This is a genomic window from Mesorhizobium abyssinicae (assembly GCF_049887195.1).
Classification (GTDB): domain Bacteria; phylum Pseudomonadota; class Alphaproteobacteria; order Rhizobiales; family Rhizobiaceae; genus Mesorhizobium; species Mesorhizobium abyssinicae.
In genome coordinates, this window is the sequence record NZ_JARAKC010000027.1 from 1 (window position 1) to 18,541 (window position 18,541).

Sequence of the window (18,541 nt, forward strand, 5' to 3'; positions counted from 1 at the left end):
CGCTATATTCTTCCATGGTTCGTCCTCCTGGCATGAGGATAGGCTCGACGAGCAACCCTCGCTTCAACACTGCCAGTGTAGGGCGAACCACCTCACAGCCGGCAACCAGAAAGGACATACGGTCTTAAGCTCCCCGTCGCTTGGGGGAATCTCGCTGATGAAAGCGGGCCAAGCCGATCGGACATATTCCCAGCGCCTGCGCCGTCTGAATTGGAAGAGCCTCTACCGCTCGGGTCTCGGAAGTGCGTTGGAGCGGATGTTCGGCGAGTTACGAGATGAGTTCGACTACGTCCTGATCGACGCCCGCACGGGCGTCACAGACTTTTCCGGCATTATTGCTGCGCAGCTCCCCGACGTGCTCGCATTTCTGTTCACCGCAAATGAGCAGAGCCTCGAGGGCTCGGTCGAGGTTGCACGGCGTGCGGCCAAAGCTCGCAACGGTCTCGCCCTGGACCGTTCGCGGCTCCTGCTCCTTCCGATACCTGCGCGCTTCGAAACCCAGTTCGAGCATCGGATTTCGATGGCGTGGCGGGACCGGTTTGCGACCGAGCTTGCTGAGTTCTATTGCGGTTGGGCCGGGCCCACGGACTCGACCGCTCGGCTTATCCAGGCCACCACCATCCCTTACGTGCCCTATTGGACCTTCGGGGAACGGCTGTCCGTCGTCGAGGACGAGACCGCGGACCCCCTCGGCATCAACTACAGCCTTGAGACTCTTGCCGCGTTGCTCGCTCACAGGCTGGGCCAGACGAGCCTTATGCTGGAGAGCCGCGACGATTACGTGGCCGCCGCGAGGCGCATCGCTGCCGGCAGTAGGCGTTCTAGGTCAGACGTGTTCCTGAGCTACGACCATGTTAACACGTTCGCGGCCGAAGAAATGCGGGAGGCGCTTTCGAAGCGGGGGCTTTCGGTCTTTATGGACCGTTATGAGCTTCAAGCCGGAGAGCCGTCTGAGGCGGCGCTGCGATCCGCGATTGAGGCGTCGGACCACATGCTGGTATTGGTCGGGGACGGCACACGCGAGCGTCGTTGGCAGGAATTCGAGATTCGCGCTTTCCAACGGCAAGCGGCGACCGACGGGCATTCTAGATTCATCGTGCCTGTCTTGCTGGATGGCACGCCCACCTCGGCAATACCCGACCTTCTACGCCACATGCAGTATGTCACCGTTAGCCTCGACTTCGATTCCGCTGCGAGAAAAATCGTAAACATGCTTAGGCCAGCGCAACTGGAGCCTGGGCCCCGTCCCGGGCGGAAGTGCTACATCAGCTTCGACGCCGCGCATGACATGTGGCGGGTTCAGCAAATGCGGAACATGGGTCGAATCGAAACGCAGCCGATACTGGATCGGGAGGCGTGGGACAAGGTTCTCAGGCGTGGCGACAAGGCCATCACTGCCTGGGTTGACGACAACATGCGTGGGAAAGAGTGTCTGATCGTGTTGGTCGGTGCCCAGACCGCTGACCGAAAGTGGGTAAGGTACGAGATAGAAAGGGCATGGCGCACCGGCCTCGGCATCCTCGCGATCCACGTTCACAATCTCAAGGACCGGGACGGGCGGTCCTCAGAAAAGGGAGCGAGCCCCTTCGATGCGCTTTTGATCGAAGGCACTGCCATGGACGCCCAGACCTACGACCCGCCGTTTACCGACAGCGTTGCCGTTTATGAATACATCCGGGATAATCTCAGCCACTGGATATCTCATGCCGTGGACGCGCGACGACACCGAAGTTGACGCGCAAAGAAGCAGCGTTGAGAACGATGGCCAGCTCCGCTTTCCTTTCCCATCGCAGCAAGAAATCGGAATTGGTTGCGAACGGAATCCGGGCGATTGAGAGCAAAGATATTTTCGATAAGATCGATTCTGAGATTTCCTCATGAGAGTGAGGAGACGACAGCTCCTTCTCCCGCGATCCGCCTCGGCAAGGCGGCTTAGCCCATGCCGAAAAGCGCAGTTGGCCAGTCGAAACAATTGACTGCGTATACAATCTGGCGCGCCGCGCATCCGCAGTCGATATCGGGCGCTAATACAAGGCAGCGGCAGCTAATATGATCGACATTACGAGCTTTGAACGCCCGAACTTAAGACGCGTTGGCTGACGTTCGTGGACAGGGCGCGCGAACATCCGCTTCTGGGAGAAAGCAAGTTTTGTCTGAACGTCTCAGATTGGGCGCAAGGCCGCCACTCGCTCGCTGCGGCGCCGTTTGAAGGCGCGCTCGCGAGCGGCTACACGCGGCCTCTAGTCTGCTTGCCAGACACACGTAAGAGACCGCTGCATGCCACCTTGGTCGGTCGGAAATCGTTAGCAGCACCCACACTCAAAAACGACGAGCGAGCCTTACGCCAGGGCCGCCGCCATTTTCAGAAATAAACTCGATGCCCGCCGCCTCCAGCGCGCTGCGGATCGCTTTTCGATTAGCTAACGTCGTCGGCGGAATGCCGTCGTCGGATTCGGCGCGTCTTACAGTCGCCACGCCCACGCTTGCAGCTTCGGCGAGATCTTTCGCGCTCCAACGGATCAATGCGCGTGCGGCCCGCATTTGAGCGCCTGTGATATCTTTCAGATCATGTGATTGCAAAGTGATCTCGGATCGGTTAAACGTTAGCGGGTAGGCCGCTTCAGCCGCTTGCAACGACGCAAGTCCTTGCAGATATCGGCTGTCGCGCGAATATGGCCGGGCGACGTGAGCTTGCACGCAGCCCGCACTAACCACAGCAAAGCTGTTGGGAGCTCGGGTCCATGGCTGATTCCGACAATATCACGACTTTGTCCGTCGTCACGCGCAAGACGGGAACTGTGCTATCGGCGAGTGCGATCGAGCAAGCGCCAGCAGAAACGGGAATCCCGACGGAGCCCGGCTCATCAGACGATCCCGCAGTAGCGGTGTGGCGCAAATGGCAAACCGCTCAAGAAGAGACCGAGCGGTTGAACCGTGAGCAGCAGCGCTTGGAACGAAAGCTGGTAGAAACAGTCGGCTTTCCTAGTGCGATAATCCAATTGTCCGACGGTAGCGCCGTTACCCTACACTCACTTGAGGCACTTCGAGACCTGATCGATGCCGGCTCTGTCGACGTGGCAGCCGTTGTGCAGGCTGAGGTTGATTTGGCCGCTCATAACGCCTGCTGGGAGGTTGCCGACCGCACGATTGGCTACTCAGTTGCTATCCGCGCCGAGGATGACGCCGCCGACAGGGCGCTGGCTTTGCTTGAGGCATTATCAGAAACGCAGGCTGTCTCCCTTGCCGGCGTGGCCGCGAAGCTTGACGCTGTGCTCCGGGAAGGGCAGCCGTCGAAGGACGATGGGGAATTCCCCTGGCCTCAAATCCGCTCTGTCTTGGAGGACATTGGTCGGATCGGTGGGCAGACCGCGTCAGGCTGACTGCATACGAGCGTTTGGTAGCGGTCCGTTTGAAATTTCGATCAAAAGGGTGGTCAAAGGTTACGCTAGCCAAGGCGTGCAGAAGGCGCAGAGATAGCCAATAAGACCATGTGGCATGACCCGGCGCGCCGTACGGAAACAGGGCGGCATAAGGTCGGCGTACGGTTTTGTCGCCTGCAGCCCAGCCTTGACGATTGAGACGAAACCGCACAGCGCAAGTCATTGCACGCTGTGGCCCTACGACACGAACTTCGTGCTTTCCTTCGCAGTCCGAAAGACTCTGATTGCAGGTCGATCCACAATTGGAGACCGCGATCGATGGCAGAGGAAACCAGGACTGGGCCGCAGCAGCTTGTTCCGGCGAATGACAGCGGCGACCTCGTCAGCCCCGAAGGTGGCCCCGAAAACGTGGCTACGGCCAAACTGGATCGGTTGGTGCTGGATATCGCCCGGCTGATCGGCGGGCGGGTTGGCGCGGGAAGCATCCGCGGCCGCGTTGGCGGCCAACGACAATCGGTCGGGCCGCTGCTAGTTGGATGGCAAACCTGTTGAGGAGAAGAGAGAGGATCTGCCGCCATGACCCGTGTCGCACTCTATGCTCGCTATTCATCCGACAGCCAGCGGGACGCCTCCATTGAGGACCAGTTGAGGCTGTGCCGCGAGCAGGCGGCGCGTGAGGGCTGGAGCGTGGCCGGAACCTATCAAGACGCGGCGATCTCTGGCGCCAGCACGGTGCTGCGACCGGGCATCCAACATCTGGTACGCGATGCCCAGCGCGGCCGCTTCGAGGTGGTGCTGGCCGAGGCGCTCGATCGCATCAGCCGCGACCAGGCAGATGTCGCCACCCTCTTCAAACATCTCAAATTCGCCGGCGTTACCATCGTCACCTTGGCCGAGGGCGAGATCAGCGAGTTGCATGTCGGCCTTAAGGGCACGATGAATGCACTGTTCCTCAAGGATCTTGCCCTCAAGACTCATCGTGGCCTGCGGGGGAGGGTGGAGAAGGGTAAGGCCGGGGGTGGGCTGTGCTACGGCTACCGGGTGCTGAAGAAACTGGATGCGGAAGGCGAGCCTGTTCGCGGCGATCGCGAGATCGTGCCGGGCGAAGCGAACATGGTGCGCCGCATCTTCCGCGAGTTCGCCGCCGGCAAGAGCCCGAAGGCGATCGCCGTCGACCTCAACAAGGAGGGCGTTCCTGGTCCGCTCGGCCGGCACTGGGGCGATCCAGCGTGCGCGGGCACGTAAGCCGGGGCACCGGTGTCATTAGCAACGAGCTCTATACCGGTATGCTGGTTTGGAACCGCCTGCACTTCGTCAAGGATCCCGCCACCGGCAAGCGCGTCTCACGGGCCAATCCGCCAATCAAATGGATCCGCACCGAGGTGCCGCATCTCAGGATCGTCGAGGACGAATTGTGGCAGGCCGTGAAGGAGAGACAGAAATCCATCGCCAGCCAGTTCGAGGCCGTGGCGATCGCCACGCGCAAGGTCCGGGCCATGAAGCTGCACACCATGAAGCGGCCTGTCTCCCTCCTCTCCGGCCTGCTCATCTGCGGCTGCTGCGGCGGGCTCTACGGCCTGTTCACACGCGAGCGTTATGCCTGTCTCAACCACCAGCGCCGGGGCATCTGCGCCAACGGCCGCACCATCACCCGTGAGAAGATCGAGCAGCGCGTCCTTTCAGGCCTGAAGGAAAGGCTCGTCTCGGCCGACGCCGTGGCCGAGGCGGTCAGCGCCTATGCCCAGGAGACCAACCGCCTCAACCAAGAGCGTCGTGCGGAAGGCGAACAGGACCGCAAGGCACTCGACAAGATCGAGCGCGCTATCGCCGGCATTATGGCCGCGATTGAGGATGGCCTGTACCAACCTTCGATGAAAGCGAGAATGGAAGACCTGGAAAGGCAGAAGGCGGAGACCACCGCGCGTCTGGCGGTGGCTCCCACAGACGTACCTGACCTGCATCCCAACATCGCTACTCTCTACCGCAGGCGGCTCGAGCAACTCACGCAAGCGCTCGCCGACCACGAGGACGGACGCAAAGCCGCCGAGGCGCTGCGCTGGTTGATCGGAGAGATTGTGCTCACGCCCGGCGACAAGCGTGGCGACGTCCATGCCGAGCTACGCGGCGAGTTGTTCGGCATCCTCGAATTCGCAAAACCCGACCAAAATCAAAGGTCTGACGATATTATGACAAAAGGGGTTGCGGGTCCCCGCAACCAACTCTACTTGCGAATGGCCCGCCCCTCCGGCGGGCTTTTTGCTTTTTAGCGATATCCCAAGGATGCCGGCCAGGTCGCCACGCACGTCGATTTGGATCTCCTTCTCGTCGGGGATCAGAATGATCTCCTTTACGAGGGACCGGATCAAATCGGCCGCGGTCATGCGCTTTTCCTCCGAATCCTCCTGAAGCGCTGCGTACAGCTCGTCCACCTGAACACTATAGTGATGTGCCATGTTTGGGTGGAGGAGAGGAGGCGGCTCCTCAGCTTCCCCCAGTAGGCGCACAAGCTCCTTTTCCGCGCCTCGAGCTTTCCGCTTCGCTCCTTCACCGTATCGACGGACATCGCCTCCTTGAGATAGAGATCCAGAATCCTCTCAAGTTCACGTTCGACGCGGGTCAGTTCAGTCTCGGCGGCATAGTCGATCGTGCCTCCATGCGAAGCCGGTTCATCTCCTGAGTGAATTCCTTGCAGAATTCAGCAAACAGCTCCGGGTCCATAAGATGGTGGTGAAGTGCGTTCAGAACGCGTGTCTCCAGCTTATCCCGGCGAATGTTCTTCCGATTGTCGCAAGTGCCCTTGTTGCGCGCCGTCGCGCATCCAACGAGGTCGGCCGAGATCATCGTGTAGCCACCGCCGCAGCAGGCGCACTTCGTCAGCCTGGAGAAGAGGTACTTTACGAGCGTCAGTTCCGGCTCGATCTGCCGGAGCGCGCTGCTCTGCTTTGGCGGATTGCCTGATTTCACCGTCGCGCCGTTCGAACCCGCATACAAGTCGTTCGGAAGAACGATCGTCCCATCCGTGGCGGTAGGCAACCGTATCGGCCGGGGTATCCGAGTCGTCGTTTGCGCAGGAGACGGCGGCTTTTGCGTCCTGGGGCGTACCAGAGCGCGCCGCAGCGTACAGCAAATACTGGCGCTCAAGGCGCACTTTTTCGCCCGTTTCCGGTACCATGTCGGAAGAGTCTTCCGTCACCCTGCCGTCCCTTGCTCAAATCTCGCGCTTGGAATATATATCCAGATATAACACGAGGGGCAGACCAATGGGCAATGCCGCACAAAAGAGGGCCCTTCAGAATTATCGCGCGCGGCTGACGCAGCGCGGGTTCATCCGCTTTGAGGTGATGGCGCTGGAGTCTGATCGAGAGCTGATCCGTGCGCTCGCGCGTCGTTTGGCAGAGGAGGGGCCAGAAGCGGATGAGGTCCGAACAGCGGTCAAAACGGCTGTAGCAGGTGAGCCGCCGAATGCGGGCCGTATCCTCGACGCGCTTCGTCGCTCGCCCCTTGTAGGGGCTGATCTCGATTTTTCGCGGCCGAGGCAAGAGGGGCGCAAGGTCGACCTGTGACTCGCTATCTGCTCGACACCAAACGGCCCTAACCTGAACAAGGGCTTCATCAACCTCAGGGCTGCTGAGCATCCCGAGGAAAAGCGGCTGCACAGCATCATCGAAGGCATGTGGGAGCGCTACGAGCCCTATGCCGATCCAGATTTTCGCGACGGCTTCGCTCGCGATGTCGATGCCCGCTTCTGGGAAATGTATCTCGGTTGGACTTTCCTTGAGGCTGGGCATGCGCTGCTACCGACGTCCGAACGGTTGCGCGAAGGCGGGCAACCCGACCTGTGCGTCCTGACTGATAGTGGGCGTATCTGGATCGAGGCCATTGCACCGGACGAGGGTAATCCCGGCCCAGACCAAGTCACGCGCCCCGTCCCGATGAACGAAGGCGGTGGCCTCTTTTGCGGCGCCAGTGCGCCAGGCTCAGCTACGCATGACGAGCGCATTCTGGACGAAATTCAAGGTCATCAAAAAGTATCTGAAAGAGGGCGTCATCGGTGCGGATGACGTGCGTCTGATCGCAATCAGCGCCAGCCGCTTCGGTGTCTATGTCCCCGAAAAGCCCCCGCTGATCCTGACATCGTTGTTCCCCATCGGTGACGCCTACATCACCATCGATCGCGCAACAGACGAGATAGTCGAGGAAGGATACCACGCGTCGCCCGAAATTGCGCGCCAGGGTAAGCCGGTCGAGCGCACTGCTTTCCTCAACCCACTCTTCAGCGACGTCTCCGGCGTTCTCTGGTCTCGCGTCAGTCTCGGAAATCTATCCCGGAAGACCCGCCCGCTGACCTACGTCCACAACCCCTTGGCGACGCGTTCGCTGCAGCAGCGATTTGGCGTTTGGGACCGGGAATTTGTAACGGTGATCGACGGCGAGCATTGGGAGGCAACCGACATTCTCGCGCCCCAGGTTGAGATGAATCAGGCGGGCGTGTGAAGCCCGCCAATCTACGAAGGCCGGCCCTGTACTGCGTTTTGGATCTCCTCAACGAAGGTCTTGATCAGGTTCGCCGTCTCCTGGACGAACGCCTTGGTGAAGACGTCGATCTCCTTTCCCTCCTTGTCGAAGCCGTTGCGGTGGACGCAATCGTGACGAAGCAAGACGGCCTTGAACAGGCTGGCTTTGTCGCTGGCGAGGTTCAGAATTCGCACGCCGAGAGCGATGTTGTAGAGAACGTCGACCTTTTTGAGATTGTGAAACATGACAGAACGCAGGTGCTCCCGGACCTTGCGTTCGACCAACGCGGGCTCCTTTGATACCTCGGACAGAGTGAATTTCTTCTTCCCCAGATCCTCGTCTTGATCAATCAAACGCTGCATAGCCGCTTTGTCGCCCATAACCTCATTGAGCAGAGTGTCGCCGAGATATGCTTCCAGCGCCGTGACCTGGTGGGAGAAGATCATCCGGTTCACGAGATGGTCGCCGCGATATCCACCATGATCGGCGAGCAGATCACCCGTGTGGTGATAGGAGTCCATGAAAACCCGATATGGGTTGGACGGTGCCTCATAGTCGAGCCAATCGTCCGGTTCCTGCTCACCATGCTCAAGCCCGTAGTCGAAGTCTTCGACGAGCTCGTGCCTGCCAACATCCGTGTTGTGATAGTTTTCGATCCCGACGGGATACTCCCAAAGCCCCCAGGTCAGTTCGCCAAGCTCAGGATGGTCGACCACCGCCTCATAGTGGATTTCAGGTCCCATCTGGCGCTCATCGCCGCCAACGGCGTCCCAATCCAAATCTTCCGCTTCGACTTTAAAGATTTCCCCACTCGACGCGTGACGGATACGGGCAATGCCCTTGCAGTAAACTTCCATGTGCCCACCCACTGACTCGCTTTCGCCAGCTTAAACAATTGACGAACCGGGTGGCACAGAAAATCGAAAGGCACTTCGTTATGCGTCACCAGTTATTGTTCGAACGCATGCTTGCGAGCTTGTCTGGCTCGCGGAAAACAGTCTTGAGGGGCCCGTATTGTTGACGCGCCCCCGCCAATCGATGTGAAGCTGGCGCTCTGCAGCAGCAGGGCGTCTGCGACAGGGAGTGGTGATGCGCAAAATCCCGCAGTGGGAATTTGATTTCTATGCGCTAGCGCTACCGCGCGGGCACGCCTGTGGCGAGGAGCCACCGGTCGCGGCATGGGGCTCAAATGACGGAAATGGATGTGGCATTGTCACGCACAACCCCGAGAGCAACTCATTCCGCGTCATCGTCATGCGACGGCGAGTGGATTCCGTTTGGATGGTCACCACGCGCGCCGGTGGATTCGCCACGATAGACGTGGCAGCCACGGCCCTTGAGCCCGAGCTTGCCGACGGGTTGGCGCTTGAGCCATTGCCGCCCGGCGTCCCTATGCGAGCGCCACTTTTCGATCTCGCCGGCCGCGAGCCAAGCGACGTGTTTCGGATGTTGGGGATGGAAACCCATCAATCGGCGGCCTGGGCGTTGAACCAGCTGTATCTTGCGCTGCCGAGACCCGACCGCAATTGGGTGAGCGATTGCCAGACAACCAACTTCCATACACGGCTATGGGAAGCGCAGCTTCTCGCGTCGTTTCGCGAGCAGGGTCTGCTTGTCGAGCCCTTTGAATCGCCGGATTTCCGCATTGAGAATCGGCTTGGCGGTGAAGCATGGGTGGAGGCAGTTGCGGCCAATCCTGCCGTGCCGTACAATCACGTCAACGCCCCCTTTGCGGACGTGCCGACCAATCGCGAGGAAGTCTTCTTCGGCGCGGCGGCGTTGCGCTTCGCCAAAACCATCGGCAACAAACTTGCACGGCGGTACGACCAGCTTCCACATGTCAACGGCAAGCCGTTCATCCTGGCTGTTGCCGACTTCCAGGCATCCGGCTCGATGATGTGGAGCCGCGAAGGCTTGATCGGCTACCTGCTTGGATCGGGAGCGACGGTCGCGGAGGTCGACGGCCGGCCGCAGGCTGTGCCAATGCCGGCCGAACATTTGCTGGGGCCTGCGCGATTTCCCACCGGATTGTTCGCCAACGATGAGCATGCCGAGCTATCCGCTGTGGTTTTCACGAATGCCTGCTCGATGGCCAAACTCAATCGCGTGGCCATCTCTGGCGGTGGCGCGCCTGCCGGTCATCGCTACACCCGCATCGGCAATTTCTTCGACCGAACACCCGGCGCATTGAAGGGTATTCCGTTTTGCCTCGACATCACGAGTGCCGACTATCGCGGGCTCTGGCCGCATGGCTACGAGCCATGGACGGCGGAGATGGAAGTCTTCCACAACCCCTTTGCGCGCCACCCGGTCTCCGTCGATCTCCTGCCCGAGGCGACCCATTGGTTCAGACAGGGCGGTGAATGGATCTGCAGTTCTGTCTACGAAGCTTCGATTCTGTGGTCGCAGACCCTGATTACCAGCTCCGATAAGCCGTCGCCGTCGCTGGATGATTTCTTCAGCAATGCCGCCCGCGGCTCGAGAATGGATAGCCCCGAGGCATGATCCACGAGAGCCGCCGCTTAAAGATTTCCGGTCACGAGACGTTGTCGATCCCTGTGATCCCATCCGCAAGATCAAGATGAAGGCATGCGACTTTCGATAAGCAGGCGTTCCCGTTACGACAGGAACCGTCGATTATGGGAGCACCGAAACGGATCGGAAGGCCACACCTAGTCAGCCAGCCCCAGCGCCGCCATCCAGGCATGCACTTGTCCGAAGGCATCTGTTTGCCACTGCACTGGCGTGCGATCACCGATATGCGGCGTTCCTTCCACAAACTGGCGCACCCATACCGGTCCTATCATATCCACTTTCGCGAACTTCTCCGCGATCCCCAGATAGCCCTCGCGCGCATCCTTGATGTCGAGCAGTGGGCGGCAGACCTCAGCGAGCGCCTCGGGACCGCCTTCGTAATTGCGGATGCAGTAATAAACGTCGTAGGCATCCTTGCGCTTCTGGCGTCGCATCAGTGCGTGGCCTTTCATCGCCAGCAGCGCCGGGATGGAGGCAACGGCAATCTTCACCCGGTTATGTCCGCCGCCCGGCATCGTGCCTTCAATCGCCGTCAGTTGGTGAAAGCGCACGGCCAGTTCCGCACCGGACGCGCGTTGCACCGCAAATTCCGATAGGAGAGGGGGAATGTTCTTCTCGATCTCAGTGTCACGCGGCATCAGGAAGTCGACGATCACTTCGACGGGTGGCCCGCCGTCGGCCAATTCAATCGTGCGAACAAGCTGGAACCGTCGGTGCTCCGCGCTCTGCGAGTAGCCATTGCCCATGAGGGCCTCGACCAGCCGAACATATTCGCCATCGCCAAGCGCCTCCGCATCCAGTGTCAGATCAATGTCGATCGTGCCCACATGCTGCATGTCGTCGGCCTCTAGAAGCAGCCACGGCACGGCTCCACCGACAATAGCGAACTTGCCCTCGAAGCTGCCCAGGATCTGTCCGATCTCCATAAGCGCCGATTTGACCGCAGCGCTGACGCGGTCGGTATAGTCGGCGGCGGATTGTGGATCGGGCGCTAATGCCATTTGAGCAACTTTTCTCTTAGATGTTCGGCGGCCTCACGCCCACGGTCGTCGAGATGCGAGAGGTCAAGATAGGTAAGGATCGGGGACGAGACTGGCGGTCCGCCGGGAACCTCGACGCGCTCCTTCAGGATGGCTGGATCATCCGGTTCTATCACTTCGACATTGGCGCCGCTCTTCGATGGCTTCAACTTGAGCGCCTCGATCAGTTCCGGCATGACCGCCGTGTCGGCATAGAGCGTCGTCAAATTGCCGCGCATGTAAGGCGCAAGCCAGTGTGCTGCTGAAAGACCGCCAAGCATGGCATGTCCCTCCGTCTCGTGTCGGCTCAACGTTTCGCGAAGCGCTTCGTCCAACTGACGCCCGTGAAGGATAGTGTACCAGGACGAACGCTTGCCTCGAACCGGCTCGTAGGAAACGCGCCAGGCATCCAGCATCGCGTCCGGCGCGGTCAGGTGAAGGCCTTCGTCATCCACCGTCGCCCATTCCCTGTCGCGCAGCGCCGACCGCACATTGCTGGCATGGCCGAGGCTGACATCCGCTGCTTCGGCGAGGTCGGCCACCTTCCAGGGCCTTTTGGGATCGCGCAAAAGCGTACGCAAGACCTGCCCCGCCTTCGGTGAGAAGATGGCGCGAAAGTTTCGCGCCGCCGGCTTCGGTTTGTCGGCTGTCTCCCGCTCGATAAAGACGTTGTCGAAAGCGATCCGGCAGTTGCCGGCAAGATCGAGCCAGCCCATGCTCGCATTCGCGCAGATGTTGCGCGACTCGGGAGAGAGCCATGACGCGGCGACCAGAGGAACGACGACGTCGGAATGCGCCAGAGTCTGATACCGCGCCATATAGGCATAAAGCTGATCGATGGCGCCTCGGACCTGCCGCGGGTATCCCGGCTCTTTCACCTCGCACATCAGCGTGATGACGCGATCCGCCATTTTGACACGGGCGAGAACGTCAGCGCCGGCCATCGGCATATTGGGGCTGGTTCGCAGGTCCCATTCCTGGTCGATGGACTGGATTTTGAGCGAGGGAATCCGTTCCAGCTGCTGACGCAATGCGTCAGCGACTTGGCTTTCGATCTCTTTCACTCGTTCATAGGTTTTCATTAGGAAATGAAATAGCCTATTTCGGTGGAATTGGCAACTGGTTTCACCATAGTTCGCTATTTCACTTGGCGGTGAAGCATCGGTTTTGAGTGAAATCCGTGATGCTTCGAGCCATTCGGACCTGCTCGGCATTCAGCGTTCCAGGCGCGTGCTGCACTTCCCCGGCAAGGCATCAACGACCACCTTGCCGATAAGGCCAGGAAGCTCGGCATACCGGTCTGGAAATTCGGCGGCGCGTAAGCACCACCATCGCAGGCAGCAATTGTGTTCGCGATGAACAATCGTCAAATTCGAACGCAGTGACTAAGAACCGCGTCGCGCAAATTTGAGAAATCACGTGCTTACCATCACCCATCCGGAATTACTTGGCGGTCTTGGGAACTTTCCCGGTGGGCTGTTCCCAATACGCATTCCAGGCGAAAGCGCTTTGCGCTTGATCATCAAATGCCCAAAGGAGTGGATTCTCGCCGCCAAGCTTAATCGCGGCTTTCGCATCTATGTTGCGCCGTTGATGGCCAACGGCCGAAAATCATGCGGAATGGTATCTGCATTCTTCGATGATGCCGATGAGCCGCTCACTCTATCGACAGCGCTCTTTGATGATGAATTCACGGCCGAGATTCAGGAGCTTTTTGCCTCGGATAAACTGAGCGTGCACATGTTCGATGAGCATAATCGAGAACTGCTTGGATACAGCGCGACGAACGATGAGGCCGCACTATTTAAAGCAAGCATGAGCGCGATGGCCTTTGCTCCGTTCTCGGTCGAGCTGGCTCGCGATATCCACGACCAACTGTCCGAGTGGTTCGGGCTCCGGACCGCCAAAAACGATGACGAGGCCTATTCGATCTGCTTCGGCGAACCGCTGTTCCCCGATGACATGTACATCCAAGACGTTCGGCCGGACGTGAACGCATATCACGGCGCAAAGACGCCGATGCACACGATGCTGGAACGCGAGGATGCCGGGCACTTCAACGAGCTTGATATCGTCCATGCGATGCAACGCATCTTCCAGAACGACGATATCTACCTGAACCCGATTCGCCACGACGACGGGAAAGAATTCCTGGACGTCTTGCTGATCACGCCGAACACGGTCTTCCTCGTTCAGGCCAAGGACAGCCCTAATACGGAGAAGGTCTTGCTTCGCTCGATCGGCCGAAAGAAGTCTACGGTCGTCGGACATCTCAAAAAAGCTGTCGACCAGATGCGTGGTTCAATCGGCTACGCCCGATCATGCGTCCCACTAAAATTTAGAACGGGCAAGAGTTATCACGAGATCGACTTGGGTGATCGTGATCTCGTTGGCTTGATTGTTGTCAAGGAGCTGTTCAATTCCGAATATTCAGTCTACAGCCCCCCTGTCCTCGGCTTATTCAATGAGACAGCCGTTCCTTGCTTCGTGTTGGATTATCCTGAGCTGCATTCCTACACTCTTCACCTCGCTGATGAAGCGGCCTTTATTAGCGCGCTCAATCAGGTGTTCACGGTTGCCCTCGAGCGCGAGGAGTTTCCGAGGCTTCGGTTCGGTCTCAACCCGTCTGGCTGACGGGCCTAGGCTCCCGTTACATTTATATCGCTAGAGCCTGGATCAATCTTTGGTCGTGTCGCCCATCGGAATCGGCTCAACCACTGAAATATTTTGCACGGCAGGCAGCCCTTCCAGATATGGAGCGTCCAGCGTCACATGCTCCTTTATCATCTGGATGCGATCAGCAAGGTTGCCCGCCAGGCCGACAATTGTGTCGGCGTGCAGTTCGACGAGCTCAACTGCCCTGCCGAACAATTGGCGATCTAACTCATCAAGCTCGGATTGCGTCGTCGCTTCATCGCTGACGTCGGTCCCGGCCCGCGTGATATTTCTCAGGATCTGGATCAGCTCGCGGGCTTTCGCATGATCCTGCTCTGCGTCTTGGCCAGGATTGCGGATGATTTCAATCGCCATCTCGACGTCAACGGCGCGTGTCGGCGCGCCGCCGCCTGGAAGTGTTTCTGCGGCGCTGCCGGCGTAAAGCACTATCACGCGTCGCGCGATGTAACTGGCCAGGAGTTCGATCGTGCCGGTCTGCTCCGGAAGTGTAATCGCGGCCATTCCACGGTGGCCGTCGAACGGCCCGGTCAGCTCAATCGAAACATCGCCAGTATGGAAACCCATCGCTCGCGCGACCATATAATGCCCCATTTCGTGTTGGGCGACGCGGCGGGCAAGGTCCTGAAGATGATGCAGCAGGCGTTGTTTCATCGGTACGTCCTAGCGAGATTCGAGACAGAACGCTCCAGATTATCGCGTTCACCATCTTCGATGGTATGAGCAACGAAATTGGCCCGGAGGTCGGCGCGGCCTGGAAACGCACCGGCGAGAAGGCCGGCGAATACGTCGCGCTGCTGATCGACGATCCACATTCCTGTATCCGATCCGCGCCAACCTGTTCCGCGACGACGATGCCGGTAACGCCTGGTCGCTGCGCTGGTCGCGCCCGCGCGATCGCGGCGAGAAGGATTGAGCCATGCCGACTCGCGTCCAAACGAGTCGCCTCAGCGGGTCCGGGCTGCTTTCCGCGGCCCGACGGAGGGCTCTCCTTCTCCTTATTGGCCTTGCCATCACGAGCGTCACGCCCGCGATCTTGGTAGCACAGGTCACGCCGGTCGCACGCCCTTCACTGCGTGATCCCTGTGCCGATCATATTGCCGAGGTGTCACGCCGCTTCGGCGTTCCGATCGCACGGATCAGGGCGGTGGTGATGCATGCGGAAAGCGCCGGAGAACCCCGCGGTCTCCTCGGCCGGGGCGATGGGCCTGATGCAGATCATGCCCGCGACGTGGGCCGATTTGCGTACTCGCCATGGTCTCGGCCGCAATCCATACGATCCGCGCGACAACATCCTCGCGGGCACGGCGTACCTTCGCGATTTGCACGACCGCTACGGCACGCCGGGATTTCTGGCTGCCTAAGACGCTGGACCCGGACGCTATGAAGCTTGCTCGGCGGCCGCCTGTTGCCGGCCGAACGCGCACCTACGTCGCCCTGCTCGCGCCGATCATCGACGGTTCGGGCATCACCAATCCGACCGCTCTGGCTGAAATCGACCGATCGGCGTGGACGCGCGCGCCGTGTTCATCGCGCAATCTGGACGCACTTGGGCCGTCGCCCCCATGTCGGCCGGGCGACCTGTGGATGACACTGCGGACGCGACCACGGTGCGCGATGTTTCCGGCATCGTGCCGCAGTCAAAGGGACTGTTCGTTGCGCGAGCCTCGTCGGGAGAGCAGCGATGATGGCAGACGGCGGCTGCCGAAAATCGCACCTCAGCGTATCAAAGAGCGCTGAGGGCGGAGGCAGGCATCACAACCGGACAATTGCCGCCCGTAATCGGGGGGGGCACTCGGCCGAGAGGAAAAGCGGTGCGTCGGCCGCAGCTCAACTGGCGACCGTCGGCGACTCGGCGGCAAAATCTGCGCCTGTGAAGCAACGCAGGAGGCGAACCATGGAATTCTTTTGTGGATTGGACGTAGCGATGGAGGAGACGGCGGTGTGTGTCGTCGACGATCAGGGCGTCGTGCATCTTGAAGCGACGGCGGTGACGGATCCCGATGCACTGTTTGCGGTGCTGAAACCGTTTCTGCCGCGCCTGCGCCGCGTCGGCCACGAGGCGGGGTCGCTGTCGCCCTGGCTGCATCCCGAGCTCAAGAAACTCGGCCTGCCGGCCATCTGCCTTGAAACGCTGCATGTGCGCGCGGCGCTGTCGGCGCAGCGCAACAAGACTGACAAAGCCGATGCGCTCGGCATTGCCCATATCATGCGCACCGGCTGGTTCCGGCAGGCCTACATCAAGTCGGAAAGCTGCTACCGGACGCGGCTTCTGCTAACGCACCGGCGCAATCTGAAGGCCAAGTTCCTCGACCTGGAAAACTCCGTCCGCCATTCGCTGAAGTCGTTCGGCATCCGCTTGGGCAAGGTCGGACGCGGGGCCTTCGAGCAGGCGGTTCGCCAGGCTGTGGTGGACGATCCGCTGTCGTCCGAACTGATGGACGCCATGCTGTCGGCGCGCGCCGCGCTGTGGCGACAGTACTGCCGGCTGCACGATCTCGTCGTCAAGATGGTGGCGCGCAGCGAGCTGTGCCGGCGCTTCATGGCGATCCCTGGCGTCGGTCCGGTGACAGCACTTTCGTTCATGACGGCGATCGATGATCCATCACGCTTCCGCCGCTCGCGTGATGTCGCCGCCTACTTCGGGCTGACGTCGCGACGCTGGCAGTCGGGCACCTCGATCGACGTTCAGGGCCGCATCTCGAATGCGGACGTGCGCCGGTCGCTCTACGAGGCGGCGTCGGGGTTGATGACGCGCTTCAAGGGCAGGGACAAGGTCAAGAGCTGGGGCCAGGCGATCGCCAAACGCTCCTGCCACCGCAAGGCCTGTGTCGCCGTGGCGCGCAAGCTGGCGGTGAGCATGCATGCCATGTGGAACGACGGCACGTTCTACGTCGGCGATCCGGCGGCGAGCCGAAACGATGCTGCCCAGCGCGCTCATCTCAAGGATCGGCGGCTGCTCGGAGCGCATCGATGAACGGTGAGACGGCAGTTCAAACGCATGGCGCCGGCACGCTGACGGGCGCCATCTGACACAAGGGATCCGCCCCGGCGGATGAGGACCGATGCAGACCAGGAACGACGGAACGCACGTTATCTTATGGGATGGCCCGCCCCTCCGGTTCCGGACAAACTGTCAGTCCGCGTCAGAAGGAGGAAGGAAGATGAACATCGCCGTACTCGGAATCGATCTCGGAAAAACGCTCTGCAGCCTGGTCGGTCTCGACCGCGAAGGAGCGGTTGTGCTGCGTCGTCGGATGCGCCGGCCATCCCTTGCTGCATTCGTCGAAAAGCAACCGCGCTGCATCATTGGCATGGAGGCGTGCTGCGGCGCTCATCACCTCGCTCGTCAGTTTACCTCGCTCGGATACGATGTCCGGCTGATGCCGCCAGAGTATGTGAAACCGTACGTGAAGTCGCACAAGAACGACGATCGCGATGCCGAGGCAATCGCCGAGGCGGCGACACGACCGACCATGCGCTTCGTACCGGTCAAGTCGGAAGAGCAACTCGATGTGCAGACTTTGCACCGTGCGCGCGAGCGACTGGTCGGCACGCGGACGGCCCTGATCAATCAACTGCGCGGTGTGCTGTTCGATCGCGGCATCGTCATCGCCAAGGGTCGACCAAAGCTGAACCTGTGGCTGCGCGAGAACCCGCCGAACAACACGACCTTGACCGCCAGGATGCAGCAACTCGTTCACGACATGGTCGATGAACTGCACGCGCTCGATCATCGGATCAAGCAGCTCGACCACGAGTTTGAAGCGCTCGCCAAAAGCGATGAACGAGCCCGTCTCCTGCGCAGCGTGCCAGGCATTGGCGCTCTCAACGCAACGGCGCTGGCCGCAGCGGTCGGCGACGTGTCGGCGTTTGCCAAGGGGCGTGATTTCGCTGCCTGGCTGGGGCTTGTTCCACGTCAGATCACGACCCGCGGCAAGCCGCGGCTGACGGGGATAAGCAAGCGCGGGAGCACCTACATGCGGGTGCTGTTGATCCATGGCGCGCGAGCGGCGCTGCCATATCTGGCGCGAATGGACACCCAGCTCGGCGCCTGGCTGCAAGCGCTACTGCAGCGCGCCAAGCGCAACGTGGTGGTCGTTGCGCTCGCCAACAAGCTGGCCCGGATCGCCTGGGCAGTGATGTCAAACCAGCGCCCCTACGAAGCCGTGATGGCGTCCAACGGGTAACGAGTTTGGTCGAGCGGGCGCGTCCCGGCAACTGCTCGGCCGCATGAAGTCTGCGGGAGGATGTACATAGAGATGGCCCAACGGTTGATCGGCGTTCGGCAAACCTGTCGGCAGGCAGCGGCCCTTTCGAGGTCGTGTATCTTGTTAGGAGCCGGGCGCGCGAATCTCCATCTTGGCAGGACGCCTGAAGCGTCGAGGCCGGATACATTGGTGCAGACCGGTTGTTCCA

19 protein-coding genes and 1 pseudogene are annotated in these 18,541 nt (G+C 60.4%); 14 read left to right on the top strand and 6 right to left on the bottom strand.

The genetic code is table 11. The annotated features are described in order from the left end of the window. The first annotated feature begins 157 nt into the window (after positions 1-157). The gene (locus tag PU724_RS29945) at positions 158-1,735 is read left to right on the top strand and encodes a TIR domain-containing protein (protein ID WP_354425116.1); all 1,578 of its coding nucleotides are present in this window, start codon (positions 158-160) and stop codon (positions 1,733-1,735) included. A gap of 584 nt (positions 1,736-2,319) precedes the next feature. On the opposite strand, the gene PU724_RS29950 is transcribed toward PU724_RS29945, so the two are convergent. Then, positions 2,320-2,565, bottom strand: coding sequence for a helix-turn-helix domain-containing protein (locus tag PU724_RS29950; protein WP_354425124.1), 246 nt, complete (start codon positions 2,563-2,565; stop codon positions 2,320-2,322). A gap of 176 nt (positions 2,566-2,741) precedes the next feature. Here PU724_RS29950 and PU724_RS29955 point away from each other — a divergent pair, with 176 nt between their 5' ends. The 4 genes from PU724_RS29955 (at position 2,742) to PU724_RS29970 (ending at position 5,647) form a co-directional block, all read left to right on the top strand. Beyond that, the gene (locus PU724_RS29955; RefSeq protein WP_354425114.1) at positions 2,742-3,380 is read left to right on the top strand and encodes a hypothetical protein; all 639 of its coding nucleotides are present in this window, start codon (positions 2,742-2,744) and stop codon (positions 3,378-3,380) included. 318 nt (positions 3,381-3,698) lie between these two features. Next, entirely contained in the window at positions 3,699-3,932 is a 234-nt protein-coding gene (locus PU724_RS29960; RefSeq protein WP_354425112.1) for a hypothetical protein, read from the top strand. A gap of 24 nt (positions 3,933-3,956) precedes the next feature. Continuing rightward, complete coding sequence (locus PU724_RS29965) at positions 3,957-4,625, top strand: recombinase family protein (RefSeq protein WP_354425110.1); 669 nt, start codon at positions 3,957-3,959, stop codon at positions 4,623-4,625. 41 nt (positions 4,626-4,666) lie between these two features. Continuing rightward, positions 4,667-5,647, top strand: coding sequence for a recombinase zinc beta ribbon domain-containing protein (locus PU724_RS29970; RefSeq protein WP_354425108.1), 981 nt, complete (start codon positions 4,667-4,669; stop codon positions 5,645-5,647). A gap of 349 nt (positions 5,648-5,996) precedes the next feature. Here PU724_RS29970 and PU724_RS29975 read toward each other — a convergent pair whose 3' ends face one another. Continuing rightward, on the bottom strand, positions 5,997-6,413 hold the full coding sequence (locus PU724_RS29975; protein WP_354425106.1) for a recombinase zinc beta ribbon domain-containing protein: 417 nt from the start codon (positions 6,411-6,413) through the stop codon (positions 5,997-5,999). A 227-nt stretch (positions 6,414-6,640) separates the two neighbouring features. On the opposite strand from PU724_RS29975, the gene PU724_RS29980 reads away from it, so the two are divergent. From PU724_RS29980 to PU724_RS29990, 3 genes are all read left to right on the top strand, one after another. Further along, positions 6,641-6,943 (top strand): hypothetical protein, encoded by a 303-nt coding sequence (locus PU724_RS29980; protein ID WP_354425104.1) that lies wholly within the window; start codon positions 6,641-6,643, stop codon positions 6,941-6,943. 108 nt (positions 6,944-7,051) lie between these two features. After that, the gene (locus PU724_RS29985) at positions 7,052-7,441 is read left to right on the top strand and encodes a hypothetical protein (RefSeq protein ID WP_354425102.1); all 390 of its coding nucleotides are present in this window, start codon (positions 7,052-7,054) and stop codon (positions 7,439-7,441) included. Next, on the top strand, positions 7,368-7,874 hold the full coding sequence (locus PU724_RS29990; protein WP_354425100.1) for a hypothetical protein: 507 nt from the start codon (positions 7,368-7,370) through the stop codon (positions 7,872-7,874). The genes PU724_RS29985 and PU724_RS29990 overlap by 74 nt, the downstream gene beginning before the upstream one ends. Positions 7,875-7,885: 11 nt before the next feature. Here PU724_RS29990 and PU724_RS29995 read toward each other — a convergent pair whose 3' ends face one another. Continuing rightward, on the bottom strand, positions 7,886-8,752 hold the full coding sequence (locus tag PU724_RS29995; RefSeq protein WP_354425098.1) for a hypothetical protein: 867 nt from the start codon (positions 8,750-8,752) through the stop codon (positions 7,886-7,888). A 232-nt stretch (positions 8,753-8,984) separates the two neighbouring features. Between PU724_RS29995 and PU724_RS30000 the strand changes: the two genes are divergently transcribed. Then, positions 8,985-10,400 carry a hypothetical protein gene (locus PU724_RS30000; RefSeq protein ID WP_354425096.1) on the top strand — a complete coding sequence of 472 codons (1,416 nt, stop codon included), beginning with the start codon at positions 8,985-8,987 and terminating at the stop codon, positions 10,398-10,400. Between the two features lie 167 nt (positions 10,401-10,567). On the opposite strand, the gene PU724_RS30005 is transcribed toward PU724_RS30000, so the two are convergent. Further along, the gene (locus PU724_RS30005) at positions 10,568-11,431 is read right to left on the bottom strand and encodes a nucleotidyl transferase AbiEii/AbiGii toxin family protein (protein WP_354425094.1); all 864 of its coding nucleotides are present in this window, start codon (positions 11,429-11,431) and stop codon (positions 10,568-10,570) included. Then, complete coding sequence (locus tag PU724_RS30010) at positions 11,422-12,531, bottom strand: type IV toxin-antitoxin system AbiEi family antitoxin (protein ID WP_354425092.1); 1,110 nt, start codon at positions 12,529-12,531, stop codon at positions 11,422-11,424. The genes PU724_RS30005 and PU724_RS30010 overlap by 10 nt, the downstream gene beginning before the upstream one ends. A 337-nt stretch (positions 12,532-12,868) precedes the next feature. Here PU724_RS30010 and PU724_RS30015 point away from each other — a divergent pair, with 337 nt between their 5' ends. Then, positions 12,869-14,083, top strand: coding sequence for a hypothetical protein (locus tag PU724_RS30015; protein ID WP_354425090.1), 1,215 nt, complete (start codon positions 12,869-12,871; stop codon positions 14,081-14,083). 42 nt (positions 14,084-14,125) lie between these two features. Here the strand turns inward: PU724_RS30015 and PU724_RS30020 are convergent, their stop codons facing one another. Then, on the bottom strand, positions 14,126-14,776 hold the full coding sequence (locus PU724_RS30020) for a zinc metalloprotease (protein ID WP_354425088.1): 651 nt from the start codon (positions 14,774-14,776) through the stop codon (positions 14,126-14,128). 25 nt (positions 14,777-14,801) lie between these two features. On the opposite strand from PU724_RS30020, the pseudogene PU724_RS30025 reads away from it, so the two are divergent. The 4 genes and pseudogenes from PU724_RS30025 to PU724_RS30040 all read left to right on the top strand — a co-directional run. After that, positions 14,802-15,038: pseudogene (locus PU724_RS30025) on the top strand (DUF736 domain-containing protein); the annotation flags it as partial. Between the two features lie 241 nt (positions 15,039-15,279). After that, positions 15,280-15,486 (top strand): lytic transglycosylase domain-containing protein, encoded by a 207-nt coding sequence (locus PU724_RS30030; protein ID WP_354425086.1) that lies wholly within the window; start codon positions 15,280-15,282, stop codon positions 15,484-15,486. Positions 15,487-16,019: 533 nt separating this feature from the next. Further along, positions 16,020-17,099 (top strand): IS110 family RNA-guided transposase, encoded by a 1,080-nt coding sequence (locus tag PU724_RS30035; RefSeq protein ID WP_354425084.1) that lies wholly within the window; start codon positions 16,020-16,022, stop codon positions 17,097-17,099. Between the two features lie 187 nt (positions 17,100-17,286). After that, positions 17,287-18,312 (top strand): IS110 family RNA-guided transposase, encoded by a 1,026-nt coding sequence (locus PU724_RS30040; RefSeq protein ID WP_354425082.1) that lies wholly within the window; start codon positions 17,287-17,289, stop codon positions 18,310-18,312. Positions 18,313-18,541 lie beyond the last annotated feature (229 nt).